The organism is Bacteriovorax sp. PP10 (genome assembly GCF_035013165.1).
In the GTDB taxonomy this organism is placed as follows: Bacteria; Bdellovibrionota; Bacteriovoracia; order Bacteriovoracales; family Bacteriovoracaceae; genus Bacteriovorax; species Bacteriovorax antarcticus.
Window position 1 is genome coordinate 1,499,368 of sequence record NZ_JAYGJQ010000002.1, and the last position, 25,892, is coordinate 1,525,259.

31 protein-coding genes are annotated in these 25,892 nt (G+C 39.1%); 25 read left to right on the plus strand and 6 right to left on the minus strand.

Annotated elements, in window-relative coordinates; translation table 11 throughout:
- Positions 1–145: 145 nt before the first annotated feature.
- Positions 146–427: a hypothetical protein gene (locus SHI21_RS17230; RefSeq protein ID WP_323578183.1), complete on the plus strand. Its 282-nt coding sequence runs from the start codon at positions 146–148 to the stop codon at positions 425–427.
- Between the two features lie 35 nt (positions 428–462).
- On the opposite strand, the gene SHI21_RS17235 is transcribed toward SHI21_RS17230, so the two are convergent.
- The 3 genes from SHI21_RS17235 to SHI21_RS17245 are packed head-to-tail and all read right to left on the minus strand — an operon-like array spanning position 463 to position 3,863.
- Positions 463–1,212, minus strand: a complete 750-nt coding sequence (locus SHI21_RS17235) for a succinate dehydrogenase/fumarate reductase iron-sulfur subunit (RefSeq protein ID WP_410198830.1) — start codon at positions 1,210–1,212, stop codon at positions 463–465.
- Between the two features lie 34 nt (positions 1,213–1,246).
- Positions 1,247–3,184 (minus strand): fumarate reductase/succinate dehydrogenase flavoprotein subunit, encoded by a 1,938-nt coding sequence (locus SHI21_RS17240; RefSeq protein WP_323578186.1) that lies wholly within the window; start codon positions 3,182–3,184, stop codon positions 1,247–1,249.
- A 1-nt stretch (position 3,185) separates the two neighbouring features.
- Complete coding sequence (locus SHI21_RS17245; RefSeq protein ID WP_323578187.1) at positions 3,186–3,863, minus strand: succinate dehydrogenase cytochrome b subunit; 678 nt, start codon at positions 3,861–3,863, stop codon at positions 3,186–3,188.
- A gap of 199 nt (positions 3,864–4,062) precedes the next feature.
- On the opposite strand from SHI21_RS17245, the gene SHI21_RS17250 reads away from it, so the two are divergent.
- From SHI21_RS17250 to SHI21_RS17295, 10 genes are all read left to right on the plus strand, one after another.
- Positions 4,063–4,512: an ATP-dependent zinc protease family protein gene (locus tag SHI21_RS17250; RefSeq protein WP_323578188.1), complete on the plus strand. Its 450-nt coding sequence runs from the start codon at positions 4,063–4,065 to the stop codon at positions 4,510–4,512.
- Positions 4,509–5,411 (plus strand): 30S ribosomal protein S6--L-glutamate ligase, encoded by a 903-nt coding sequence (gene rimK, locus SHI21_RS17255; protein WP_323578190.1) that lies wholly within the window; start codon positions 4,509–4,511, stop codon positions 5,409–5,411. Before SHI21_RS17250 ends, rimK begins: the two co-directional genes overlap by 4 nt.
- Positions 5,412–5,651, plus strand: coding sequence for a hypothetical protein (locus SHI21_RS17260; RefSeq protein WP_323578192.1), 240 nt, complete (start codon positions 5,412–5,414; stop codon positions 5,649–5,651).
- Between the two features lie 78 nt (positions 5,652–5,729).
- Complete coding sequence (locus tag SHI21_RS17265) at positions 5,730–7,271, plus strand: ATP-binding protein (RefSeq protein ID WP_323578193.1); 1,542 nt, start codon at positions 5,730–5,732, stop codon at positions 7,269–7,271.
- Positions 7,271–7,939 carry a response regulator transcription factor gene (locus SHI21_RS17270; protein WP_323578195.1) on the plus strand — a complete coding sequence of 223 codons (669 nt, stop codon included), beginning with the start codon at positions 7,271–7,273 and terminating at the stop codon, positions 7,937–7,939. The genes SHI21_RS17265 and SHI21_RS17270 overlap by 1 nt, the downstream gene beginning before the upstream one ends.
- A gap of 97 nt (positions 7,940–8,036) precedes the next feature.
- Positions 8,037–8,834 carry a DsbA family protein gene (locus SHI21_RS17275; protein WP_323578197.1) on the plus strand — a complete coding sequence of 266 codons (798 nt, stop codon included), beginning with the start codon at positions 8,037–8,039 and terminating at the stop codon, positions 8,832–8,834.
- A 444-nt stretch (positions 8,835–9,278) separates the two neighbouring features.
- The gene (locus SHI21_RS17280; RefSeq protein ID WP_323578198.1) at positions 9,279–9,728 is read left to right on the plus strand and encodes a hypothetical protein; all 450 of its coding nucleotides are present in this window, start codon (positions 9,279–9,281) and stop codon (positions 9,726–9,728) included.
- Positions 9,728–10,294, plus strand: coding sequence for a pentapeptide repeat-containing protein (locus SHI21_RS17285; RefSeq protein WP_323578200.1), 567 nt, complete (start codon positions 9,728–9,730; stop codon positions 10,292–10,294). Before SHI21_RS17280 ends, SHI21_RS17285 begins: the two co-directional genes overlap by 1 nt.
- Positions 10,295–10,368: 74 nt before the next feature.
- On the plus strand, positions 10,369–11,091 hold the full coding sequence (locus tag SHI21_RS17290; RefSeq protein WP_323578201.1) for a substrate-binding periplasmic protein: 723 nt from the start codon (positions 10,369–10,371) through the stop codon (positions 11,089–11,091).
- The gene (locus SHI21_RS17295) at positions 11,088–12,563 is read left to right on the plus strand and encodes an ATP-binding protein (protein ID WP_323578202.1); all 1,476 of its coding nucleotides are present in this window, start codon (positions 11,088–11,090) and stop codon (positions 12,561–12,563) included. The genes SHI21_RS17290 and SHI21_RS17295 overlap by 4 nt, the downstream gene beginning before the upstream one ends.
- Here SHI21_RS17295 and SHI21_RS17300 read toward each other — a convergent pair.
- A complete protein-coding gene (locus SHI21_RS17300; protein WP_323578204.1) occupies positions 12,560–13,480 on the minus strand; it encodes an arginase family protein in 921 nt (306 codons plus the stop codon). The two genes, SHI21_RS17295 and SHI21_RS17300, sit on opposite strands and share 4 nt — an antisense overlap.
- 37 nt (positions 13,481–13,517) lie before the next feature.
- On the opposite strand from SHI21_RS17300, the gene SHI21_RS17305 reads away from it, so the two are divergent.
- The 5 genes from SHI21_RS17305 to SHI21_RS17325 all read left to right on the plus strand — a co-directional run bounded on the left by SHI21_RS17305 (position 13,518) and on the right by SHI21_RS17325 (position 16,925).
- Complete coding sequence (locus SHI21_RS17305; protein ID WP_323578206.1) at positions 13,518–14,936, plus strand: GYF domain-containing protein; 1,419 nt, start codon at positions 13,518–13,520, stop codon at positions 14,934–14,936.
- 19 nt (positions 14,937–14,955) lie between these two features.
- Positions 14,956–15,435 (plus strand): hypothetical protein, encoded by a 480-nt coding sequence (locus SHI21_RS17310; RefSeq protein WP_323578207.1) that lies wholly within the window; start codon positions 14,956–14,958, stop codon positions 15,433–15,435.
- 335 nt (positions 15,436–15,770) lie between these two features.
- Positions 15,771–16,130, plus strand: coding sequence for a hypothetical protein (locus SHI21_RS17315; protein ID WP_323578208.1), 360 nt, complete (start codon positions 15,771–15,773; stop codon positions 16,128–16,130).
- A gap of 11 nt (positions 16,131–16,141) precedes the next feature.
- A complete protein-coding gene (locus SHI21_RS17320) occupies positions 16,142–16,483 on the plus strand; it encodes a hypothetical protein (protein WP_323578210.1) in 342 nt (113 codons plus the stop codon).
- Positions 16,484–16,487: 4 nt separating this feature from the next.
- Positions 16,488–16,925, plus strand: coding sequence for a hypothetical protein (locus tag SHI21_RS17325; RefSeq protein WP_323578211.1), 438 nt, complete (start codon positions 16,488–16,490; stop codon positions 16,923–16,925).
- Here the strand turns inward: SHI21_RS17325 and SHI21_RS17330 are convergent.
- Positions 16,915–17,784 carry an MBL fold metallo-hydrolase gene (locus tag SHI21_RS17330; protein ID WP_323578212.1) on the minus strand — a complete coding sequence of 290 codons (870 nt, stop codon included), beginning with the start codon at positions 17,782–17,784 and terminating at the stop codon, positions 16,915–16,917. The two genes, SHI21_RS17325 and SHI21_RS17330, sit on opposite strands and share 11 nt — an antisense overlap.
- Positions 17,785–17,984: 200 nt before the next feature.
- On the opposite strand from SHI21_RS17330, the gene sucC reads away from it, so the two are divergent.
- From sucC to ndk, 3 genes are all read left to right on the plus strand, one after another.
- Positions 17,985–19,151 (plus strand): ADP-forming succinate--CoA ligase subunit beta, encoded by a 1,167-nt coding sequence (gene sucC / locus SHI21_RS17335; protein ID WP_323578214.1) that lies wholly within the window; start codon positions 17,985–17,987, stop codon positions 19,149–19,151.
- 3 nt (positions 19,152–19,154) lie between these two features.
- Positions 19,155–20,054: a succinate--CoA ligase subunit alpha gene (gene sucD, locus SHI21_RS17340; protein ID WP_323578215.1), complete on the plus strand. Its 900-nt coding sequence runs from the start codon at positions 19,155–19,157 to the stop codon at positions 20,052–20,054.
- 62 nt (positions 20,055–20,116) lie between these two features.
- On the plus strand, positions 20,117–20,545 hold the full coding sequence (gene ndk, locus SHI21_RS17345) for a nucleoside-diphosphate kinase (protein WP_410198831.1): 429 nt from the start codon (positions 20,117–20,119) through the stop codon (positions 20,543–20,545).
- Between the two features lie 54 nt (positions 20,546–20,599).
- On the opposite strand, the gene SHI21_RS17350 is transcribed toward ndk, so the two are convergent.
- Entirely contained in the window at positions 20,600–21,070 is a 471-nt protein-coding gene (locus SHI21_RS17350) for a hypothetical protein (protein ID WP_323578218.1), read from the minus strand.
- A 156-nt stretch (positions 21,071–21,226) separates the two neighbouring features.
- On the opposite strand from SHI21_RS17350, the gene SHI21_RS17355 reads away from it, so the two are divergent.
- From SHI21_RS17355 to SHI21_RS17380, 6 genes are all read left to right on the plus strand, one after another.
- On the plus strand, positions 21,227–21,640 hold the full coding sequence (locus tag SHI21_RS17355) for an NUDIX hydrolase (RefSeq protein WP_323578220.1): 414 nt from the start codon (positions 21,227–21,229) through the stop codon (positions 21,638–21,640).
- A gap of 103 nt (positions 21,641–21,743) precedes the next feature.
- On the plus strand, positions 21,744–22,217 hold the full coding sequence (locus tag SHI21_RS17360) for a CarD family transcriptional regulator (RefSeq protein ID WP_323578222.1): 474 nt from the start codon (positions 21,744–21,746) through the stop codon (positions 22,215–22,217).
- A gap of 137 nt (positions 22,218–22,354) precedes the next feature.
- Positions 22,355–23,818 carry a cysteine--tRNA ligase gene (gene cysS, locus SHI21_RS17365; protein ID WP_323578223.1) on the plus strand — a complete coding sequence of 488 codons (1,464 nt, stop codon included), beginning with the start codon at positions 22,355–22,357 and terminating at the stop codon, positions 23,816–23,818.
- Positions 23,818–24,291, plus strand: coding sequence for a GNAT family N-acetyltransferase (locus SHI21_RS17370; RefSeq protein WP_323578224.1), 474 nt, complete (start codon positions 23,818–23,820; stop codon positions 24,289–24,291). The genes cysS and SHI21_RS17370 overlap by 1 nt, the downstream gene beginning before the upstream one ends.
- Positions 24,288–25,082: a nitroreductase family protein gene (locus tag SHI21_RS17375; protein WP_323578225.1), complete on the plus strand. Its 795-nt coding sequence runs from the start codon at positions 24,288–24,290 to the stop codon at positions 25,080–25,082. Before SHI21_RS17370 ends, SHI21_RS17375 begins: the two co-directional genes overlap by 4 nt.
- A gap of 9 nt (positions 25,083–25,091) precedes the next feature.
- On the plus strand, positions 25,092–25,892 hold the full coding sequence (locus SHI21_RS17380) for a hypothetical protein (RefSeq protein ID WP_323578227.1): 801 nt from the start codon (positions 25,092–25,094) through the stop codon (positions 25,890–25,892).

Sequence of the window (25,892 nt, forward strand, 5' to 3'; positions counted from 1 at the left end):
ATAATCGTTTAGCTGCTATCGATTATCAATACTCAGGAGGCAAAATATTGGCAGTAGTGAGAGGAAAATAATGGAATAAGTCACTGATAACTCTAAAACGTTATGGTGAGGCGATGAACTCTATTATAGTTCCTTAAGAGGTTTTATGAAAAAGATCCTGATGTTCGCAATGTTTTGTTTATCTCCAAGCGTTTTTGCCGAGGGCGATTTTTGTACTGAACAAAAAGGTGTTTTAGAGACTTCAATTGGAACTTATAAATTCAAAACGATTGAGTATTGTCAGTTGGTCTACAAGAGACTTAAAAAGTGTCAGGATGATAATGTCTTGTTGGGAGAGAAGATGTTACCAAGGGTAGAGTGCTCGGATATTTTACAAGGGCTTATTGATTCAGGTTCAAAAAATATTGAGAAAGTTAACGATCAGTAAAAAAAAGGGCCTCCGAAGAGGCCCTATCATTTGTTCTACTTTCTAGCAGCGAATAACCCTCTAACAACTCCACGATTCATACGTGCGATGTTATCAAGTTTAATCCCTTTCGGACATTGAGCTTCACACTCAGCTTCGTTCGTACAGTTCCCGAATCCAAGCTCATCCATTTTTTCAACCATAGCAAGAGCGCGAGTCTCTGCTTCAATTTGTCCTTGTGGAAGAAGTGCAAGTTGAGAAACTTTCGCCGAAACGAAAAGCATTGCAGAAGCGTTTTTACAGCTCGCTACACATGCTCCACAACCGATACAAGCAGCAGCGTCCATCGCTAGTTCTGCTTCGTTTTGACCGATTAGGATTGAGTTTCCATCTGGTGCGTTTCCAGTGTTAACGTTAACGTATCCACCAGCGGCCATGATTTGGTCCATTGCTGTTCTATCAACCATTAAATCTTTAATAACCGGGAATGCTTTTGCTCTCCATGGCTCAATTACGATTTCATCACCGTTTTTGAATTTTCTCATGTGCAGCTGACACGTTGTCGTGTTTGCTTGAGGGCCGTGAGCTTGACCATTGATCATTAGAGAACACATTCCACAAATACCTTCGCGGCAGTCGTGGTCGAATGCGATCTGATCACCTTTTTCAGTAACAAGTTTGTTATTTAAAATGTCTAGCATTTCAAGGAAAGACATATCAGGAGAAATTCCATCAAGGTTGTAATCAACCATTCCACCTTTATCTTTTGCGTTCTTTTGTCTCCAAATTTTTAACTTTAGGGACATTGTATCTGTACTATTTCCACCCATGGTGAACTCCTTACTTGTAAGATCTTTGTGTTAATTTAACGTATTCAAACTTTAGTTCTTCGATGTTACGAATTGGTTTAACACCTTCGCCTTGGTATTCCCAAGCAGCAACGTGTGCGAAATTTTCATCGTCACGTTTTGCTTCACCTTCTTCAGTTTGAGACTCTTCTCTAAAGTGACCACCACATGATTCTGTACGCTCAAGAGCGTCTAGTGCCATTAGTTCTCCCAGTTCTAAGAAGTCTGCTACACGACCTGCTTTTTCAAGCTCAGTGTTTACGTCAACATTTGTTCCCGTAACTTTTACGTCTTTCCAGAATTGCTCTCTGATAGATCTGATTTGATCGATGGCCTTTTTTAGACCAGCTTCATTTCTCGCCATACCAACGTTGTCCCACATTACGTGACCAAGTTGTTTATGGAAATGATCTACAGTCTTCGTTCCGTTTACAGCAAGTAGACGGTCGAATTTTGCTTTTGATTCAGCTAATGCTTTTTCAAATTCGTGGTGAGTAAGTTCAAGTTTTTCGAATTTGTTTGAAGCAAAATAATTTCCGATTGTGTACGGAAGAACGAAGTATCCATCAGCTAAACCTTGCATTAGAGCAGAAGCTCCAAGACGGTTAGCACCGTGATCAGAGAAGTTTGCTTCACCGATAACGAATAGACCTTCAACGTTACTCATTAAGTTGTAATCAACCCATAGACCACCCATTGTGTAGTGGATAGCAGGGTAGATCATCATTGGATTTTTGTATGGGTTCGAGTCAGTGATCTGCTCGTACATTTCAAAAAGGTTTCCGTATCTAGCTCTAATTTTATCTTCACCTTCGCGCTCAATTGCTGAAGCGAAATCTAAATAAACAGCAAGACCAGTAGCTCCTACACCAAAACCAGCATCACACATGTTCTTTGCGTTTCTTGAAGCAACGTCACGTGGAACAAGGTTACCGAATGATGGATAGATTCTCTCTAGGTAGTAATCTCTTTCGTTCTCTGGAATTTGAGAAGGTGGACGTTTGTCTCCCTTCGCTTTTGGAACCCAAACACGTCCGTCGTTTCTTAGTGACTCAGACATTAGAGTAAGTTTTGATTGGTGATCCCCAGAAACCGGAATACAAGTCGGGTGAATTTGCGTGAAACATGGGTTTCCGAAATAAGCACCTTTTTTGTAAGCGCGGAATGCTGCTGATGCGTTTGATGCTTTTGCGTTTGTAGAAAGATAGAACACGTTTCCGTATCCACCAGTCGCAAGAACAACAGCGTCTGCCATATGTTTTTCGAATTCACCAGTGATCATGTTTCTAACGATTACACCGCGAGCTTTTCCATCGATGATAACTAGTTCAGTCATCTCACGACGAGTAAGTGATGTGATTTTTCCGTTGTGAACTTCTTTCATCATGGCAGAGTATGCACCTAATAAAAGCTGCTGACCTGTTTGTCCACGAGCATAGAATGTACGTGATACTTGAGATCCACCGAATGATCTGTTTGAAAGTGTTCCACCGTATTCACGAGCAAATGGTACCCCTTGGGCCACACATTGATCGATGATGTTGTTGGCAACTTCAGCAAGACGGTGAACGTTTGATTCACGAGCTCTATAGTCACCACCTTTTACAGTGTCATAAAATAAACGGTGAACAGAGTCACCATCATTAGTATAGTTTTTTGCAGCGTTGATACCACCTTGAGCAGCGATCGAGTGAGCGCGTCTTGGTGAATCTTGTACGCAGAAAGTTTTTACGTTGTATCCAAGTTCAGCAAGTGAAGCAGCGGCAGATCCACCAGCAAGACCAGTTCCCACTACGATAACAGAGTACTTTCTCTTGTTAGCAGGGTTAACGATCTTCATGTGAAACTTGTGTTCGCTCCAACGTTCAGCGATTGGACCAGTAGGAGTTTTACCATCTAGTTTTTTAATGTTTGGATTTGTAGCAGACATATTATCTTACTCCTTGGAAATAGCAGAAAACAGCTAGAGCAGAAAATCCGCCACCAACTAGAATTCCAAATGCCCATGCAGCACATTTTAATTTTGGCATGTATTTAGGGTGGTTAAGACCCAATGATTGAAACGCTGACCAGAAACCGTGGCTAACGTGAACACCAAGAGAAACGACAGCGATAACATAAAATAGAACGTGTAATGGATCCTGGAAGTATTCAATTGTTGTTTTGTAAAGATCTCTCATTACAACACCGTTTACAGTTGTTTCGTAGTAGGCCCCGAATTTTAATCCTAAGATGTGAATGACAAGAAAAATAAGAGTTAAAATTCCTGAGTACACCATAGTTGAAGAAGCAAACGTAGCACCTCTTCCTGAATGCTTTCTAGCGTAAGCATAAGGTATTGGACGAGCAGCTCTGTTTTCAAGGATAAGTTTGATGGCAAATCCAATGTGAGCAAGGAAGACGGCCAATAGACCTGCTTCAGCTAAATAAATGAGTGGATTGCTCGCAAGTGTGTGTGCATATTTATTGAATGCGTCTGATCCAATAAAAAGCGTACAGTTTCCGAGAAAGTGTGAAAGAACGAAGCCGCATAGTAATAGTCCCGTAATACCCATGATCTGTTTTTTTACGACAGAGTTGAGAAACGAGCTCGAAGGTTTAGAACTCATAGGAAAGTGCCCCTTGGAAAATAGTGATTGTCTAAATGTGACGTTAACGATGTTAATTCTAACTTAGCGGAAACGAATGGTTAAGCAGAATATTGTCTTTTTAAAATAGGTTAATTTTAGCCTTGTTTAAAAGATGAAAAGACACTATTTTTTGATGATTGGCCGTGGCAGTATTAGGTAAGATTTATTTGAGGATTTAATGAAAGAACAAAAGACCGATTTAGAATTTGTGGGGTGGCGTGAAACTGTTAGCCTACCCAAATTTAAGTTAAAAGAATTGCGAGCGAAAATCGATACAGGTGCAAAAACTTCAGCACTGCATGCAGATAAGATTGAATTCATCACTGTCAAAGGTGAGCAGTATGTCCGTTTCCTTTTTATTACTGAAGATGGCAAACATCATTATATTAAATCGCCGCTAATAGAAGAGCGCTCAATTAGAAGTTCCAATGGCGACAGAACCGTAAGGCCTGTTGTGAAAACAGAAATCAAAATGGGACACCACCGTTTTGAAATTGAAGTGACTTTGATCAACCGCGATTTGATGGGTTTCAAAATGCTTATTGGGAGAGAGGCCTTAAATGGAAGGTTTCTTATCAACCCGTCAAAACACCATATGTTAAAAACTAAAAAGGAAAAACTTCAATGAAAATTGCCATTCTTTCTAGGAACTCAAGTCTGTATTCAACGAGACGTCTTGTTGAGGCCGGCAAAGCAAGAGGCCATGAAATTGAAGTTATCGACACATTAAAGTGTTATATGGATATTACATCGACTAAACCGATGGTGCACTATCAGGACAGAGCTCTTGAGGATTTTGATGCGATCATTCCAAGAATTGGCGCGTCAATTACATTTTATGGAACGGCCGTTATCCGTCAGTTTGAAATGATGGGTGTTTTTTCATTAAATGAAAGTGTGGCCATTGCACGTGCCCGCGATAAACTGAGATCACTTCAGATATTATCGAGAAAAGGACTGGGTCTTCCTGTGACAGGTTTTGCTCACTCTACTAAGATGACGCAAGAACTAATTAAGTTAGTTGGTGGAGCTCCTCTAGTAGTAAAACTTTTAGAAGGAACTCAAGGTAAAGGCGTGGTTCTCGCTGAAACAAACTCAGCAGCAGAATCGGTTATCGATGCTTTCAGAGAAATGGATGCAAACATTCTTGTTCAGGAATTTATTAAAGAAGCACGTGGATCAGATATTAGATGTTTTGTTGTTGGTGACGAAGTTGTTGCGACAATGATGAGAACGGCGAAGGCCGGAGAGTTTAGAAGTAATCTTCACCGAGGTGGAACAGCTAAGGTTGTCGAGATTACTAAAGAAGAAAGACAAGCAGCACTGGACGCAACTAAAGCGTTGGGATTAAACCTTGCTGGTGTGGATATGCTTCGCTCAGAGCGCGGACCTCTTATTATGGAAGTGAATTCAAGCCCGGGATTAAATGGGATTGAAACAGCGACTGGTAAAGATGTTGCGGGAATGATCATAGAGTATTTAGAACGCATCGATAAAAATTCAACAGAGACCAAAGGTAACGGATAAGTGAACATTACAGAATTTCCCGCAGAATATTTTATTAAACTCGACGGCCAGGATTTCCTTGTTGGCCGTCTGTCGATTAATAAAATGAATTCAAGTTACTGGGTAGAAATCGATATTGTCACGAAAGAGTCTAAGAAGATTTTTGCTCATGTGGGCAACCTTTATAATACCGCTGATCTTGATGAGGCCGTAAACAGGTCTGTCGAGATGCTGGCCAAATATGTTAAGCCTAAGAATTAATTCGCTCAGGTATTAAATCCCAAAAAGTTGACATTCACCTAACACAATCCGTTTTACTTAGTGTTAAAATAATCACCAATGCGAATGTACGTCCTGCTTATTTTTACCGCCATCCTGCTGTCTTTTTCGACGGCCTATTATGCTATTAACCTTTCTAACAAATCATCGGCGAGTATTTCGGAAATAGAAGAGATTCAGAAGTATAAAAAAGAGTTCTATAAACAGGGTCATCCTATTTTAGAAATCGATTTAAGCTCGATGTATCCTTCGAGACTTTTTTCTCAGCTATTGCAGCCGCAAAACGTTTTTGCCCGCGAAGCAAAGACTGTGAAAACATATTTTTCGAAATCCTGTAACAATACATTCGAGAGAATGAGTAAGCTTTATTTTGATAAAAGTGAAACATGGGAAGACTTTCGTTGTAACCGTATCACCAGGCTTCCTCCGGGCTTTTTTGAAAACGCGCCACTGGTTCATGAAACTGGTGTGAGTTATGCGTTCCTGGCCTTTTTATCGGGGAGAGAGCCGTTTTTTACTCATGAATGGGTGAGAAATAATTTAAATCTTTTTCACATGTATGAACTGGAAGAACTTCCACCTAAAAGTCTTGAAGGGAATTTTAAAATCCTCTCTCAACTTAATAAAAATGAACTTGAGGCCCTGGTAAAAGGCAGCAATTATATTTTGACCAATGATTATCTTTTGGTGAGAAATCGTAAAAAATTCAATGTCACTTATAAGATTTTTACCAAGCTTGAGTTTGAACAGTATTTAAAAGAAAAAATCTTCTACCTTCGTCCTTATGAAGAAGGGGCGCAGTGTTTTTATAGAGAAGATCATTTCTGTTGGGAAAAGGACGACAGGACTTTAGTTCAGATCTTCATGCAGTCATCTATTGTTGTTTTCGGTGGCTCGCTTGTCGTTCTCCTTCTAATTGCCGTGATTCTTTATAGAAAGATTAAGCAGCAAGGTTTTGAAGAAGAAAGGAAAAAGCATGCGCTGCGAGTTTTAACTCATGAGCTCCGAACTCCGATTGCGAATTTAATGTTACAAGTTGAGCAGATCAACAAACAGTCTGACTTAATCCCAGCGAGTATTTTAGAAGAATTTTTAAAGATGGAAGGCGAGGTCTATAGGCTTAAGAGATTAGCCGAGAAGAGTACGAGTTATCTTCAAACGAATGATGGCAAGTCTTTGCTGGCCATTACTCTTCAGGAAGTTCCATCGGTGAATGAACTCATTATTGATATGATTCATGACTACACTGAAAAGGGTGTAGGGTTTACAGCTTCACCAACTGACGGGCCATTTAGAATGGATGTCTATTGGTACGGAATTTGTGTAAAGAATCTTTTAGAAAATGCCTTTCATCACGGAAAGAGTCCGGTGATGGTGAAATGGACGCTTGTTAATGATGAGCTGACATTAACGGTGACTGATGCAGGTGTATGCCCTTATAAAAATCTGGAAGAGATCTTGTCGTCTGATCGCACAGGGAAAAACTCCAGAGGGCTAGGGCTCGGCATGAGTATCGTGCAAAAAATTATGCAGGAGATGGATGGAAAACTTTCCTACCAGCAAACTCCTACAACCTTCTCTCTTTTTTTAAGGAATAAATAATGAAGCAGGTTTTAATTGTTGAAGATGATGAAAATTTAGGAAAATCGTTGAAAAAAATTTTGGAGAGTGAAGGGATGAAAGCGCAACTGGCGCCAACTCTCGAACTTGCTCGTACACTATTGTCCAAAGACCTGGATGTCATCGTTTTAGACTGGATGCTACCTGATGGACAGGGGATAGATTTCTTGCGCGAAATTCGCTCAAAAGAATTCTCTATGCCGGTTATTATGCTGACGGCGAGAACAGATCTCATTGATAAAGTTTTAGGACTGGAAACGGGCGCTAATGACTATATGACAAAACCGTTTGAGTCCCGCGAATTAATTGCGCGTGTACGCGTTCAATTGAGAGAGAAAGTTGCAGTGATCGCCCGCTCTGAAAAAGTTATGGTGGGAAAGTTAATGATTAATGATATGGAAAAAGAAGTTCTCTATGATGGACGTAAAGTTACATTTACGAAAATGGAATATGAATTAGTAAGACTGCTTGCAGAAAATCCACGTCAAACATTCTCGCGTGAGAATCTTTTAGATAAAGTTTGGGGGTATGAGAATTTTCCAACGACCAGGACTGTCGATACACACGTTTTACAAATCAGACAAAAAACGGCCGATGATATTATCGAAACGATCCGCGGTCTTGGTTACCGATTAGGAACCATGTCGTAGACGTCCCAATGTCAACTCGAATTGACAATCAATTTACCAAAAGCTGACTCATATATTTAGGCCTCTGCTACGATGAGAATACCATCAGGAGGACCTAATGAAACAAATCACACTATCACTTGCTGTACTCAGTTCTGTATTTTTAATGGGCTGTTCGTCAGACAAGGACATCAAGGCGCAAATCTCGAAGGCCTTACAAGAGGATCCAACGATCCTGACTAAAGCAATCGAGCAACACCCGGCCGAATTCATTACGGCGCTCCAAAATGCTGCTAAAAACGCTCAAGAATCGATGGCAAAAGTAAAAGAAGATGAAGAAAAGAAACAGCTGGAAGAATCTTTCAGCAAACCGCTGATCGCCGAAATTCGTTCTGATGAGGCGATCCGTGGTCCTAAAGATGCGGTTCTTACACTGGTAGAATACTCGGATTTCGAATGTCCATTCTGTTCACGCGGTAATGAGACAGTAGAAAAGCTAATGAAGAAATACGAAGGGAAAATTAGATTCGTCTATAAGCACCTTCCATTAAGCTTTCATGAAAAGGCGATGATCTCTGCTCAATATTTTGAAGCTATCAGAATTCAAAATAGCGACAAGGCCTTTGCTTTTCATGACGAAATTTTTAAAAATCAAAGTAAGTTAAAAGAAGGTACGGCGTTCTTGGATTCTGCAGCCAAGAAAGCTGGTGCCGATATGGTTAAACTTAAAAAAGATCTCAACTCAGATGCGGTAAAAAATAGAATCGCAGCTGACGTCGCAGAAGCAGGTAAATTCGGAATGTCGGGAACTCCAGGGTTCCTTATCAATGGGGTGCCAGTAAGAGGGGCGTATCCGGCCGAATACTTTGTTTCATTAATTGAAGAACTTCAAAAACGCGGACAAGTTAAGATCTAAAACAACAACATTTCAAGATTGATTGGCCTTAAGAATTTAGGGCCAATCGAGCTTGGAGTTGGCCTTTCCTTTTCTGACAGTCATTACCAATTCAAATGTAAGAAACAGTAAGAGTAATCCGTCATTTTAATGACTTACTAAACCACTTTATCGTCAAATTAGTGACTTATACAATGTAAGTTTAGTTTCCATATATCAAGTACTTAATAGGCTTATTCACACTATTAGGCTCACTAATGGCACCTTTTAAACTTGGCACGAGCTGTGCAATTAGTATTAGTGTGTGTGTGGAGAAACTATTAAAAGGATTTTTTTAGCTCTCCTGTGAATGTCTCTCAAAAAGCCCATTGCTGAAATATGCACTGGGCTTTTTTGTTTTAGGACTCTTCTTTTACAATTACAATCAATACTGTTTTAGAAACTCAACCAACATTGGAATCCACAATGAAAAAATTAATTTGTCTTTTATCTTTAGTGCTCTCTACAAATCTTTGGGCCGCTGGTGGCGCAAATGGATTAGGTATTGTGCTTGGTGATCCATCAGGGATTACGTTTCAACACAAAATCAATGAAAGACAATTTGCTGACTTTTATTTTGCTTACAACTGGGATGATGAAGTGATGTTTATGGGTGACTATAAATTCCGTCTTCCAGGACTTTTCCCGTCAGATGTTCCAGTCATGCCTTACGTAGGTATTGGGGCCTTCTTAAAAATTGAAGATCACAAACATAACGACGATCTGGCCCTTGGTGTTCGTATCCCATTAGGGGTTGAATGGAAGATTCCAGAAGCACCGATCACAGTGTTTGGAGAGCTTGTCCCTGCGCTTAAAATTATTAAGAGAACTGATGGTGACTTCCAGGCCGGTGTTGGAGCAAGGTACTTCTTTTAATGAGTCAGTATTTCGAAAATAATATCTTCAACGCTGAAGATTTCTCCCACGACTCAAGCAGCAGTGCTGAGTTTGTGGGATGCCAATTTATTGGCATCGACTTCAGCGAGTTTAATTTTAGTAAACTCAAATTTTTAGACTGCACTTTTTCTGAATGCAATTTGAGTAACGTCAGCTTAAAGAGCGGAGTCTTTCGAGGTGTGAGTTTTAAGAAATCAAAACTCATAGGCCTTAACTGGACAGAGACGACAACTTTAGCGAGCTGTACTTATTCTGACTGCATAATGGACTACGGTGTTTTTCAATCGATGAATTTAAAAGGCTTCAGCTTCACTGATTGTAAAATGATGGAAGTAGAGTTTGGTGATTGTCAGTTGGTGAAGGCGAGTCTCAGGGGTTGTGTGCTTCGAGGGTCGTCTTTTAATAAAACGAATTTAAGTGAAGCTGATCTTCGTGGTTCGACGGAATACTTTATTGATGTTCGGTATACTAACATTAAAAAGGCCAAATTCAGTATGCCTGAAGCACTTGGTCTTTTATCTTCATTGGATATTGTCCTTGAGTAGGCTTCGTCTACTAGGCAGAAGAATCTCAATTTGAAGAATTTTGCTTAAAATTTTCCTTGGCGCATAATGATCATATGCGTTTACACTATTTAAAATTTTTATCTTCTTTCGTTCTCTTTTTTTGCATTAGTTTTGTTTCAGCAGCAGACAAAATAAGCATTAGAGTCGGGGGTTATAATTTCCCTCCATTTGTTGAACAAGATGGTCAGGCCGGAATGGTAAACGACCTGCTAAAAAAGTTAAATAGTTCACAGGAAAAATTTCAATTTGTTTTTGTCAGCACAAGTGCGAATCGAAGATACCGTGATTTGAAAGATAAAAAAATGGATTTGATCTTCTTTGAAGATGAGAGCTGGAGTTGGGATGGCCCGGACACTCCTCATCTTAAGACCGGAGTTATTGTCAATGGTGGTGAGATGTTCGTCGCCCTTAAAAAGAAGTCTCGTGATCAAAAGTACTTTGATTCTTTTAATCGCAAAAAAATCAGAGGGATTTTTGGTTATCATTACAATTTTGCCAATATGAAAACAGACCCTGAATTGTTGAGAAAAAAAGGTATCAGTCTTGGCCAGAGTAATGAGGAGAATTTAAAAGATCTTCTCGAGGAACGTATCGATATCATCGTTATGAACTCATTTGTTATAGAAAAAAAGTTAAAAGAAGATCCAACACTGAAAGAGAAGTTATTAATTAGCACTAAGAAAGATCAAACTTATCAATTAAGAATCATGTTGAATCCCCAATCTCAGATATCAGCAGAAGAGATTGAAAAACTTACCTTGGCGAATTTAAAATGAGACTTACCAGCAAGCTTGTGCGGGATGCATTCATATTCTTGGTTGTGATCTCACTTCCGGCCTACTTTTTTGCTTTTAACTACACTTTGAATAAAAATAAAAGTGAGCGAGAGCAAACGATCGTGAAGCATATATTAAGTTTTAAGGGCTCTTTAAGTGAAGCTCTCTGGTTTGGTGACTATCCTTACACAAAACAAATCTTAAATGCCTTATCGTATAATGATGGTGTGACTCAAGTCAGTTTGATTGATGAGAGCATGAAGATGGTGTTTGATGTCACTTCAAAAGGGCATACGCATTCAGCAGAGCTTCTAAAGAAGAAGGAGCAATTTTTAAAAAGTCATTCTTATGAAACAGATGGAGTTAAGATCATTCCAGATGAGAAAGCTCTTAGCAATTATCTACTCATTTCCCTGTCAAAACAAAATGAAGATAAACTTGAAAAACTTGGAGTGCTCCATGTTCTTTATCACTATGATGATTTAAAAAAAGAGGCCCGAGTTACTGCTATGATTATGATTGCAGTCCTACTGGTTGTTTTTCTCTTATTTTTCCTTTTTGAATATTTATACCTAAGAACCTTGTTAATTAAACCGTTATCAGATCTGGAACAAGCGATCGGCAAGATGAATTCTTCTGGAGATATTCGATTGCCTGTAAATCAAAATCATATTTTTGAAATTGCGAGTCTGACAAAAACTTTTAATAAAATGGGTGAAGAACAGCAGCATAGTGCGAGCATTATCAATGCCCAGCAGTCGAAGATGATCAACATCAGTAAGATGTCTTCTTTGGGAGAGATGGCCGCCGGAGTGGCCCATGAAATCAATAACCCATTGATGATCACCAGAGGGTATTTAGATAAAATTCAAAAAACAGTTAATACTGACTTGGAAAAATACTCTGAAATTGCAGTTCCCGTAGAAAAGGCCATTAATGGAGTTATGAGAGTTGCAAAAATAGTTTCAGGTTTGAGAAGCTTTGCCCGCAATGGTAACAGCGATCCTATGGCCAGTGTCGATCTTGATAAGATACTTTCTGAAACTTTAGAGATGTGTTTTGAGCGCTTCAAGCATGGAGAAATAGCATTACAGACAACGAATACGGTTACAGCTAAAATCCTTTGTAGAGAGTCTCAGATCTCTCAAGTCTTTTTGAATTTACTGAATAATGCCTTCGATGCAGTGACCGAAAATGAAGTCAAAGAAAAGTGGGTCAGGCTTCAAGTCGAGGAAGATAAGACGGCCAGTGGAAAAATCGTTATTCGTATCATTGATTGTGGAAATGGGATTCCTGAAGAAGTCGCTAAAAAAGTTCTCGAGCCATTTTTTACCACAAAAGAAACGGGCAAAGGAACAGGTTTAGGCCTAAGTATCTCGGTTGGGATCATTGAAGATCACAATGGGAGATTATACCTGGATGCAAAACACCCCAACACATGTTTTGTTATCGAATTACCAGTTGGCACTTAATTCTCATGATCCATAATTTTATAAATCAAAGAAGCTAGTGTGCGTGCTCCTTTTTGAGAAAGATTGTCGTAAACCGGATTGTATTCGTAAAAACCATAATGCTTCACTCGTAAAACATCCTGAGCATAAGTCAGAAGTTCTTCGACAAAGTGGTAGGGAAGACCGCGGTGATTAACGGCGCTCACTCCTTCCATAATTCCAGCATCAAGAGCGTCAGCATCGAGACTGAAGAGATAAAGAGCTTCGTGATCGTAAGGCATCATGCGCTCGAAGAGTTTTCTATTGTTCACAAAATTTTGAGTCAGGTGTTTTAAGTCGTCATAAGTCGCGACCACTTCTTTTGCTCTCCCTAATTCATTCATCGTCGTTTTTGAATTAGCAAAGTCGTGGATCCCAAGTTGGATCAGTTCGAACTTACCTTCAAATTCGTTGGCAAATTGTCTGAATGGAGTTCCAGAGTTGTGAAACTCATCAATTCTCGTGTCGAGGTGAGCGTCGATATTGATGACTTTGATTTTTTTATATTTTGTATTCAGTGCTTTCAGGAGTGGGTAAACGTGATCGTGGCCACCACCAAGGTAAATAAATTTTCGCGCTTTTGGATAGCTTCCAAAGGCCGTTGCCAGCGTCGTCGCATATTCGCTTTGCGCATAAGAAAAATCTTCCTCTTCCAGACGAGGATTTGCCACCTCAATATCGGACCAAGTCTGTTCATTATGCAGGGCCAGCTTCTTCACAATATTCAAAATAGCTTCCGGGGCAAAGCCTCCGCCACGTCTTCCGAAATTCCTAATTGTCCCTATGTCAGAAGAGGATTTGAAAAAAAGAATGTCAGCTTCAGAAGGTTTGGTTCTGTTAGTGATCACGCGTTCGCTGTCTCTAGTGCTGGCGTTTTCAAGAATTAAATCTTTTTTCACGGGTGTTCCTTAATTTGCGGTTTACCAAAATGGCGATGTGAGTATATCATTAAAAGATCAAATGAATAAAGACTGGTTTATATTTAAAGGTACTCACCATCTCGGTCCGTTTTCTTTAGAGGAAATGGAAGAGTTTTTCGCTGTGGGCGAAATCAACGCTCAGTCGTTGGTGTGGCGCGAAGGCGCCGAAAAATGGGAAGCGCTTGGCAAAACCCGTGACCTGGCCTTTTTAATCAATAAAACAAAGGCCGCTGCAGCTGCTCCTGTTGGGCTTCCGCCGTTGCCAGATGAAGATGATGACCTTCCACCGCCAGCTCCGCCAGTGTTGCCGCATTCTACCGGAAGTGGCCCCGTAAACGATGAACCACCACCGATTCCACTGGATGCGATTTTAAATCCAAAAGGAAGGACGTTTAATAAACCACAAAGTTCATTAAATTCTCCGAAAGTTCTACTGATCGTACTTGCGACTTTTTTTGTGATCGTGATGTGCTGGTTCTTTATGAACGAGAAGTCTTCAGCGATTCAATTGCGTGTAAAAGGTGTGATGCCGGTTTACGTAGAAAAGCTGCAAGAAATTGCCGCGCAAAAGACTCCGTCAATTTCTGTGGCCATGGCCTTATCTCTTGATGGCAAGACTCTTTACGCTTCAACTAACAAAGAAGGCGAGATTCTCTCAATCATAAAACTGCAATCGCTTCCAAAAAGAACGCTGGGAACTGAAGACGTTGAGATCATGGTTAGAGGAGCGATTAAAAATCACCTTGGTGAGTTTGCAAAAATGCAGTTAACGAAGGGCACTCAATTTGTTCCAGGTGAATACAATGTGGACTTCACTGGCCGCAAGCTTCACTTCTTAAACAGAAAATTTAAATTTTTAAACAAGTACGCTTTCTTTAAAAAATTAAACACTGACTATACTTATACAACGTCAGCTTTAATTTATTCAGGGACTCCAAGAGAGTTTGAAAAGAAGATTAACGAGTATAAAGATACGATCGTGAACGAGAAACTTAAGCCGTTAACGGATAAGTTAGAGCGTATGCAAACTTTTCTATCGATCTTAAATAAGACGGTTGAAGACTATCTTCTGGCGCTTGAAAGCTTGAAGAAACCGAAAGATATTTCAAAGTACGAGTCTCAGTATATTAAAGAAATTTCTCCGATTATTCAGTCGTTGGTTTTAGCTGCCGTTGATTTACAAAAGAAAACGGAGAGTGACGAAGATGATACGAGAAATAGACTCGCTTCTTATGGAACTCAAGTTCAATTAGGTAAACAGATCGGGGAGCTTGGCTCAGATATGATTACTGAAACAGAAAAAATGAAGAAGATTACTTCGTCTGAGAAGACTTTTTTAAAGAATAAATTTGAACAACGTTATAAGTTTATTAAGAGTCAGGTTGATAGTCATATTACAAAGCTTCAAGCTGAGATTCAGAAAATTTCTAATTAATCATTGGAAGGAGTTTTGAGTGAAAAAGATTTTAAGCGTTCTTATTTTAATGTCATTGTCTTCTTGTTCTAGTCTTCTTCCAACAACCCCAAAAGTTCTTCCGCCCTTTGATCAAAAAGTGAATTGCACTCCGAAATCGCTAATCTACCTTGATCAAAATATTCAGACCGGTAAACGTTCTGTAACTGAAAAAATTAAAAGTCATCAGCGCTATAGAAGCTTTGTGAAGACGAAGCTGGATGCAGCTCATGCTTGTTACTTGAAAGAAGTCGAACAGCATAAGGACATTGATTACAGCTACAATGTTTGTATGGTGGTTGAGCTCAATGAAGAAGGGAGTGTTTCTTATCTTGATATTGAAGATAATAACAATCCACTTCCAGCATCGGTTTCAAAATGTCTTTATGATATTTTTGAGATTATGGATTATAAGAAAGTCGGTAGCGCTGGGATTTTTAGTCAGGCGCTAAGATTCGAAAACAAGAAAACTTCAAAATAGACCTTTTTGATAACCTTGAATAAGAAGTTCCATATTCAAGGTTGTTCTATTAACCTTGAATATGGCCATCTGCAGGCACCGAATATGCAGACCTAAAATAAACCTAATATAAAAAATGAGCAGTCGATTAAAGAAATTTGATGGGCACCCATTTTTACTTTTTAAATATCGTGTACATGGATTTTGCTTTGTAATTATGAATGAGCAATAAGACCGTTTAACGATAATTCAACAAGTTACAAAGAATTCTTAATTGATTGAATTTATTTGATTTTCTCTTGTTTTATGTAACATATATGTTGCAATAGTTATAGATATGGTACAGTGGAGATGATATGGCAAGCGATGACATTTTTAATGCTGGAGTTCCAAAAGAGGTTGAAGAAGATGCAGAGTTTGTTGATTGGTCTGATGATATTGATGGAAGCCAATTAATACTTATTGAGGCGGCAAAAGAAAAAATTAAAAATCTTGGCGTCGTCAGTAGTACTAAAGATTTGCAAGATGGCCTTTATGAAAAGAAATGGAAAAATGGACTGCGACTTTATTTTGCTGTGATTGAAAATAGTAAAGGGCAAAGAACATTGCTTCTATTAGGTAGTGGCAAAGGATTAGAGCAGGATAAAGCGATTAGAAAATCGAGAGAGATTTTAAAAAAATACAAAGTCGTTAAGACAAGTATCAAAATACCTTAACAGGAATTTTTATGGCAGTAGCAAATTTAGTAAAAGAAAAAAAAGCTCCTTCAAGAATTGAAACAAAACGTATAGGGATTAAAGAGAAATTCAGCAATCCTAATTTCATATATAGTGAGCTTATGAAGTTATTCGCTGAAGGAGACTTTGCTTCAACGACTGATTTAATTTCGGCCTATGTGGCCAATAGCCATAAATATAAAAATCAAGAAGAGTTCGCAGAGGCGATTGGTACAAATAGACAAACATTACATCGCATGCTTTCAAACGAAAATGTATCTATGAATCTTTACTTTAAAGCACTTGAAAGGATTCACGACGATCAAGAAGATAATAAAAATAGTGTAGGGTAATTAAATGAAAAAATGTTCTCTTGTTTTGTCTTTAATGATTTTGTCTGCATGTTCTACAGTGGTGACTAAAGATAATACTATGACATATCAAAAAGACTATTGCTCGAAAAGGGCACAGGAGTATTTGGGAAGTTATGAATATAAAGTTCCAAGAGATCGTAATTCTACTCAAAAAAAATTATATGAAATGATACTTGAAAAAAGCAATAACGTTCAGCCATGTTATGTGGAACATGTTCGCAATAATGAAGTTTATAATGTTTGTATTGTTGTAGGAACGGATAAGAAGGGCGTGCTATCTTTTATTGATATTGAAGATGCACAAAAACCATTGTCAAAGGCCTTTGCGAAATGTTTAGTCGATGTTTATGGATCAATGAGTTTAAAATCTTTTCCAGATACAAAGGTCATGCAGCCGTTGCTTTTAGACCCTAAAAAATAGCGTATGCTGGTTTTGCCTCGTAACTTAATTTTTCATCACAAACAAAATCTCCCTTCTCATTTTTCTTAACTGTCGACCCAAAAAAAAGTGGGTCGTGTTCAAAAATCATCGTCAGATGTTTTGAATTAATGAACTCTAAAAAATTCTTCTTATCAACAGTCGTCACCCCTGGAGAAATGTCATACCCCATAACCCAAGGTATATGCACATGATTAGAAGTCGGAATCAAATCGGCCATATAAATCATCTTCTCATCATAAGCATGAAGCAGATAAGGCGTGTGCCCCATCGAACATTTAAACTTAATCCCTGGAAGAACATCTCCTTCCATCCCATCAATAAAATGAACTTTATTATTGTCTTCATACCATTTAATCACCGGCATAAAATATTCAATCTGAAATGACCCTTCATCTCTCACCGTCGGATGCTGAGAGTATTCAAAATGTTTTTTATGAAGATGAATTGTCGCATTTTTTAAAACAGGTTCAATCTTCCCATCAACCATTTTCCCAATTCCACCAACGTGATCGAAGTGAAGGTGAGAGATAATTAAATCTGTAACGTCTTCCGGCTTCATTCCAATTTCAGCAAGTGATAATTCAAGTGGTGATTGTTTTCCAACAACACCAAAACGCGAATCCCATTTTTCACCATGGTAATCACCAATGCCTGTATCGATTAAAATATTCTTCGAACCGTCTTTAATTAAAATTAATCGAAGAGCTAACTCAATTCTATTTTGTTCATCGGCCGGATGAACTTTATTCCATAAAGGTTTAGGAATAATCCCAAACATGGCCCCGCCATCAAGCTTAAAGCGCGCAGGTTCAAGGGAGAAATATTGTTTACTTTGCATATCGTTAAGTCCGGGTTTAGAGGGGAAAACGAAGGAATTCCTCTTAAGAGTAAAAAAAACTTTTGATTTTGGCATTTTTTTTCTCAAAATGACCGATATTGGAAGCGTTGTTCCTTTAAGGACTTAGACGCGGCGATTATCATCATCGACGTTCACTGTTAAAAAGTCCAAACACACAAAACTCTTAATGAGGAGAATCTATGAACGTCCATGAGTATCAAGCAAAAGATTTGATGCGCAAATTTGGTATTAAAGTATTAAAAGGTGAAGTCGCAAAAACTGTTGAAGAAGCAGTAAAAGGTGCGGAAAAACTTGGTGGAAAAATTTGGGTTGTTAAAGCTCAGATCCATGCAGGTGGTAGAGGAAAAGCTGGCGGTGTTAAACTTGCTAAGTCTCTAGACGAAGTAAAAAAATATGCAACTGATATTCTTCATTCAACTCTGGTAACTCACCAGACTGGTCCTGAAGGAAAAAAAGTAAACACACTTCTAATTGAAGAAGGGTGTAACATCGCTAAGGAATTTTACTTAGGGATCGTACTAGACAGAAACACTTCTAAAGTTACATTCATGGCCTCTAAAGAAGGTGGAGTGGAGATTGAAGAAGTTGTTCACAACAATCCAGATGCAATCGTAAAAGTTGCTGTAGAGCCAGGTGCTGGATACCAACCATACATTGGAAGAATTCTTTCAAACGCTCTTGGATTAGATGCTGCTCAAGCAAAAGAAGCAGACGCTTTCTACAAAGGTTTATACAAACTTTATGTTGAAACTGACTGTTCAATCGCAGAAATTAACCCACTGGTTTTAACTGCAGACAACCAAATGATCGCACTAGATGCGAAATTAAACTTTGATGAAAACGCAATGTTCAGACACCCTGATGTTGCTGCTTACAGAGACCTAACTGAAGAATCAGCTAAAGAAGTTGAAGCTTCAAAATACGGTCTTTCATACATTGAACTTGATGGAAACATCGGGTGTCTTGTAAACGGTGCTGGTCTTGCTATGGCAACTCTGGATATCGTTCAACTTAACGGTGGAAACGCTGCGAACTTCCTAGATGTAGGCGGTGGAGCAACGAAAGAAGCTGTAGAGCAAGCATTCAGAATTATTCTTTCTGATGAAAACGTAAAAGCAATTCTTGTTAACATCTTCGGTGGGATCATGAAATGTGACATCATCGCAGAAGGTGTAGTTGCTGCTGCAAAAGCTGTTTCTCTAAACGTTCCACTAGTGGTTCGTCTTGAAGGAACAAACGTAGAGCTTGGAAGAAAAATCTTAAATGAATCTGGATTAGCAATCACTGCTGCGAAAGATTTAGGCGACGCTGCTGTAAAAGTAGTTGCTGCTGCAAAGGGAGCGTAATCAATGGCAATCATGATCGATAAAAATACACGTTTAATTACTATCGGTATTACTGGTAAACAAGGAACTTTCCACACGAAGCAATCTCAAGAGTACGGTACAAACGTAGTTGGTGGGGTTACTCCTGGTAAAGGCGGAACTGTTCACGAAGGATGGCCGGTATTTAACACTGTTAACGAAGCTGTTAAGAAAACTCAAGCTAACGCTGCGATGGTTTTCGTTCCACCTCCGTTCGCTGCTGATGCAATCTTAGAATGTATCGAAGCAAAAATGCCAATCATCATCACAATCACTGAAGGGATTCCTATTTTAGATATGGTTAAAGTAAAAGATGCCCTATCAAGAAACCCAGAAGTAAGACTTGTTGGTCCGAACTGCCCAGGAGTAATCACTCCAGGACAATGTAAAATCGGAATTATGCCAGGTCACATTCACCTTCCAGGAAGAATCGGGATCATCTCTCGCTCTGGAACACTTACTTACGAAGCCGTAGGACAACTTACAGCTCGTGGAATCGGTCAATCAACTTGTGTTGGTATCGGTGGTGACCCAGTTAATGGAACAAACTTCATCGACGTTCTTGAAATGTTCAACAACGATCCAGACACTGACGGTGTTATCATGATCGGAGAAATCGGGGGATCAGCTGAAACTGATGCTGCTAGATGGATCCAAAAGAACATGAAGAAGCCAGTTGTTGGATTTATCGCAGGGGCCGCAGCTCCAAAAGGAAAGAGAATGGGTCACGCAGGTGCTCTAATCTCTGGAGAAGACGATACTGCTGCAGCGAAGTTTAAAGTTTTAGAAGAATGTGGTATCACAGTGGCAAGATCGCCAGCTGACCTGGCCTCTAAGCTTGAAGAAGCGATGAAAGCAAAAAACGTTACGATTAGAAACAAATAATATAGTACGGCTCCAGCAGACTTATAATAATAAATCTGCTGGAACCATCATTCTAAGGGGAAATAAAAATGGAAAGAACTTTTTCAATCATTAAGCCAAACGCAGTAGCAGACAACAACATCGGAAACATCATTGGACGTTTCGAGAAAGAAGGTCTTCGTATCGCTGCACTTAAACTTACTCACTTATCAAAAGAAAAAGCAGAAGGATTTTATATCGAACACAAAGATAGACCATTCTTTGGTTCACTTGTTGGTTTCATGACTGAAGGACCAGTAGTTCTTATGGTTCTTGAAGGTGAAAACGCAGTAGAAAAAAACAGAAAGATCATGGGAGCTACAAACCCAGCGAACGCAGAAGAAAACACAATCAGAAAGCTATACGCTAAATCGATTGAAGCTAACGCTGTTCACGGATCTGATTCTCAAGCTGCAGCTGATCGCGAGATCAACTACTTCTTCGACAAAAACGAAGTTAAAGCTAGATACTAATTTTTTTGAAATAAAAAAGTTAAAATAAGAAGGCCCTCTTTCGAGGGCCTTTTTTTATTTTTTAACAATAATGTCACTATAAATATTGATCACTTCATCTAACGAAATGTCTTTAGCTACTTCTTGATCTCTATCGAATCCACCATTAGAAAAACATGTGAATTGAATTTTTCTCTCATTTGAAGCATCTAGTGCTTTTAAAACAAATAATTTTCGAGTGTAGAATTTCCCAATAAAGGGTGCGCCGATTAGGCTAGTGCTCTTAGTAGTTGTTAAAAATTTAATAGATGTACCAGCTTCATAAGTAGCAGCTTCAACAAAAGCACGATCCATAAGGTGAACTGTACATAGGAAGTCTCCTACATCTCTACGAAGATCAGCACTATTATTATCAACAAGGTGTTTACCTTTCTTTGTCGTTTCAATCTTTGAAGTTAAAATAAGTTCATCACCAAGATCAATCGCCATGGCCGGTGCTGATAATGATAGGATAGATAAAATCATAACAACGTTTAATAGTTTCATATGTGCTCCTTGAGTGTGAATTAAATAGAATTTATCATAGAGAAATGTCGGCAGTTATGGCATTGAAGTATTTACATGTGCCTGTTTATTTTTTAGACACTCTTTAACAATTTAAAATGAGTTTAGTAGGGGATTTTCTGTTAAACTCTCTTCCTTATGAAAGAAAAAACCAAAGTCGTCGTCTATATCTTCCGTAATAACAAACAAGAAATCTTAGTTTTCTCTCATAGAGATATCCCTTCGGCCGGAATCCAAGTAGTAGGCGGAACTGTAGAGCCTTTGGAGGACTTCCCTTCTGCCTTAATTAGGGAGATAATAGAAGAATCAGGACTGCATTTGGAGCTGTCAGAACTCCAAAAAATCGGCGAGACTAAATACCTCCGTAAAGATCGACCAGAGGTCAATTTACGACATTATTATGAAATTTCACCCCAAAACCTTCCTGATTCATGGGCACACGTTGTGCATTCTAATGGCGAAGACAACGGACTAGTCTTTGATTTTTTCTGGCTGGAGATTAATGAGGCGAAGACGGTGTTGACCGGAAATTTCGGCGAACTCTTACCCTGAAAATCTCTTTAAATTAAGTAGGATATGTAAAGATTACACGACTCATTGTGGCGAAAGCTTCAATGCGTTACCATGACTAGTAAGTATTAAATCGGAGGTCTAAATGTTTTCAATTGGCGATTATGCAGTCTGCCCCGGGCACGGTGTCGGTCAGATTTGTGACATTGAAGAACGTGAAATGGGCGCTCAGACGAAGACGTTCTACATCATTAAAATTCTAGCTAACGGTATGACTGTTATGGTCCCTACTGATAGTGAAACGGGTATTCGTGGCCTTGTAGGTGAGCCGGATGTTGTTCAGGTGTACACATTGCTTGAAGATCACAATATTAAGGTCGATAACTCGACTTGGAACCGTAGATACAGAGAATACTCTGCAAAGATTAAGACTGGTTCTGTAGTAGAAATTGCTGAAGTTCTTCGTCAGTTATTCCTTTTAAAGGAAAAGAAAAGCCTAAGTTTTGGTGAGAAGAAGATGTTAGACCAGTGCCGCGAACTGCTGGCGCAGGAATTTTCTTTAACTAACCAAATCGACAAAAATTCAATCAACGAAAAAATTAACTCTTATTTCCAATAATTGGCGAAAGAAATAGTCCTTAAGGACTATTTCTACTTCGCGATGAAAAAATCAAAAAAACAATCTACGTATTTTCGAGTTTCGCCAATCTTATGTTATTCTATGTCTGTCTAACGTAAGACCTATTGGGAAAAGTCATGGAAAAAATTACTGTATTTAACAATCTTACTCGTTCAAAAGAAATTCTAAAACCGATCGATGGCAACAACATTAAGTTTTATAGTTGCGGCCCTACAACTTACAATTTTCTTCATGTCGGAAATGCTCGTGCAGCTGTAGTTGCAGATCTTTTTCACAGAACACTTAAAGCATCAGGCTACAATGTGAAGTTCGTTAGAAACTTTACTGATGTCGATGATAAAATTTTAGAAGCGGCCAATGCTCGTGGGATTCATCCAAGAGAGCACTCTCAAGAATTTATCAGAGAGTGTTTAACTGATTATGAATGCCTGGGAATGCTTCCGGCCCATGTGACTCCACTTGTAAGTGAAACTATGCCTGAGATCATTGAGATGATTCAGGATTTAATTAAAAATGGATATGCTTACACTGTTGCTAAAGAAGATGGTGCGTCTGAAGTTTTATATAATGTTCCTATGTTCAAAGAGTACGGAAAATTATCAAAGATTCAATTAGAGTCTCTTCAGCACGGAGTTCGTGTTGAGTCTGACGTTAATAAAAAACATCCATCGGATTTCGTACTATGGAAACCTGCTAAAGCAAGTGAGGGCTGGAGCTGGGATTCTCCATGGGGGAAAGGTCGTCCAGGATGGCATATTGAATGTTCTGCTATGGCAAAAAAACATTTAGGAAAAACAATCGATCTTCACCACGGTGGAGTGGATTTAATATTCCCTCACCATGAAAATGAAATTGCTCAGTCTGAAGCCGCTAACGGTTGCCAGTTCTGTAACAATTGGGCCCATAATGAATTCTTAAATTTTGGTTCAGAGAAAATGTCGAAGTCGCTTGGCAACGTTGTCACGATCAGAAAATTTACTGAAACTTATTCGGGGTCAATTCTTCGTCACATTTTATTGTCTGTTCACTACCGCTCAAAACTTGAGTGGACGGAAGATTCAATTACAAAAGCGATTGGAGAAATTGAGCGTATTCATGAATTCACGATTCATTTATTTGGTGATCAAAAAACTGGAGCTGCGGATCCTGCTGAATTAGCTAAAGTTCAAAAAGCTTTAGTTGATATTAAACATGAGATGGCAAACGACTTCAACGTTCCAGGAGCGATGGGGATTTTCTTCGGTGTGATTAAAGACTACAACCGCATTTCTAAAAATGGTGTTGATGCTCTTTACACGCACGCGATTATTGAAATCGTAAACTTTATGAAAGATGCAACGGGATTAGTTCATGACTATCCGGAAGAAGTTCTTCGTCAGCTAAATATGGCGAGAAAGCATTTATCAGGAACGGACAACGCTGGTGGCGACGCTGAAATCGAACAACTTTTAGTTGAGAGAAAAGAGGCGCGTGCGACTAAGAATTGGGCGAAGTCTGATGAAATCAGAGACCGCTTAAATGCCTTAGGTGTTGTTGTAAAAGATAACCCGGATGGAACAGCGACTTGGAGTTATAAATAGTGAGTGAAGTGATCTCTCTCATAAAAATGACTGAAGACGAGTTCAATGTTTGGTGCAAACGTAGCATTGAAAATTACCGTGATGAGCATATCAAAAACGGTTTAACATTCGCTGAAGCCCAAAAAAGATCTGATGATGATTTTGGAAGACTTCTTCCAGATGGAGTTAACAGTGTTGATCAACACGTCTTCACGATTAAAGAGAATGGATCGAAATGGATCGGGACTCTTTGGTTTGGTGTTCGTGGAGCGGCCGATAATCGTAAAGCTTTTATCTATGACATCATTTTAGATGATGAAACCAGAGGAAAAGGTTACGGAAAAAAGGCCATGCAGTTATTAGAAGACGAAGTCAAAAAAGTTGGTCTTCGCCATATTGGTCTGCATGTTTTTGGACATAATAAGATTGCTCGTAGTCTCTATGAAAAGTTAGGATACGAAACGACGAACGTGAATATGGAAAAGACTTTATGAGCGAACCTAAAAACGTTTTCACCGATATGGATGGGAAGTTTGAAGGCAACGATGCTTTTCAAAAAGAGGGTGGGACTTATTTTAATCCTGCTGAGTTTAGAAAGTTGGTTGAAGCTAGAAGATCTGTTAGAAAATACACTGAAGAAAAAATCCCCGATGACATTGTGAATGACTGCCTGGATCTGGCGCTTTTAGCTCCGAATTCATCTAATTTACAGCCTTGGGAATTTTATAGAATTAAAAATGCTGATGTTAAACGTGATGTCGTCACGGCCTGTTTTTCTCAATCAGCAGCGAAAACCTCGGCAGAGTTAATTGTTTGTGTGGCCAGAAGAGATACCTGGAGAAAACACAGCAAGCAAATGCTCGCAGAGTTTGCAAAACTTCCAGTTGAAACTCCCAAAGTTGCACAAACTTATTACGGAAAACTCGTTCCATTTGTTTACACGGTGGGATGGTTTAATATTTTAACTCCATTGAAGTGGCTTTTTAATACCATCGTTGGAGTCTTTAAGGTTGTACCGAGAGATCCTATCAGCAGCTATGGAATGAACGTGTGGGCCGTTAAGTCGACTGCCCTTGCCTGCGAGAACCTGATGCTTGCTTTCCGTGCTCACGGCTATGATACGTGTCCGATGGAAGGATTCGATTCCTGGAAAGTTAAAAAGGCAGTCGGACTTCCTTGTAAGTCTGAAATCGTCATGATTATTAGTGCGGGTAAGAGAGCGGATGGAGGAGTCTATGGACCGAGACTTCGTTTCCCAAATGAGCAATTTATTAAAACTGTTTAAGGATGAACAATGAAATACTTATTTTTATTTCTAATATCGACTAATGTCATGGCCGCGGATGCGGATTCAAATTTTTACAATCTTTGTAAAACGACATTACAAAATAATCCTAAAGCACTTCCAGTGTGTGAAACGATTTATCAGAAATTTTTTGTTAAAAATAATACCTCTGACATTGTGAATATCCAACCTTCGGATGTGGGAGCACCTGCTTCTCCGATTGATAGCAAGGTTCAATTTTTTATCTTTAATGATCCCAATTTTGTTTCGGGAATGGCGTACTGCTATTTCGTCTATAGAAACTGGATTACGCCGTCGAGTGTATCACCTGATACTCTTGCTATGAGTGCTTCAGGATTTTCGATTTTAAACGAAGAAATTCCTGCTTATCAGAAATGGTTAGTGTCAGCAGTTGAAGGAAAGAAGTGCAAAGCGACTGTCGAAAAAGAAGCTGAAGTGAGTGTCGCAAATCTAGAAAATGCTCTAAAAGGAAAAGTGGCCTTAATTGGATTGAATCCTTTTGCGCTTATTAATTCGCCGGATATTACCAGTGACAGTGTGATGAAAGAGATGACATTAACTGTGAATCACGAAAGAGTTCACGCTTATCAGGTTGCTTGCCCGGAATTTGAAAAGTGGTCGATTAAAGAGTGGGAGAAGCTTCCCTTTGCTACAAAAAATACTTATATCAAAAAGTACCCGAGCTACACGTGGAGTATTCCAAAGGTGGCAGGACGTGAGTACATTGCTTTCTTATATGAAAATGCACCTGCAAATGTTGGTGAACATATTACGAAGTGCAAATTCTAA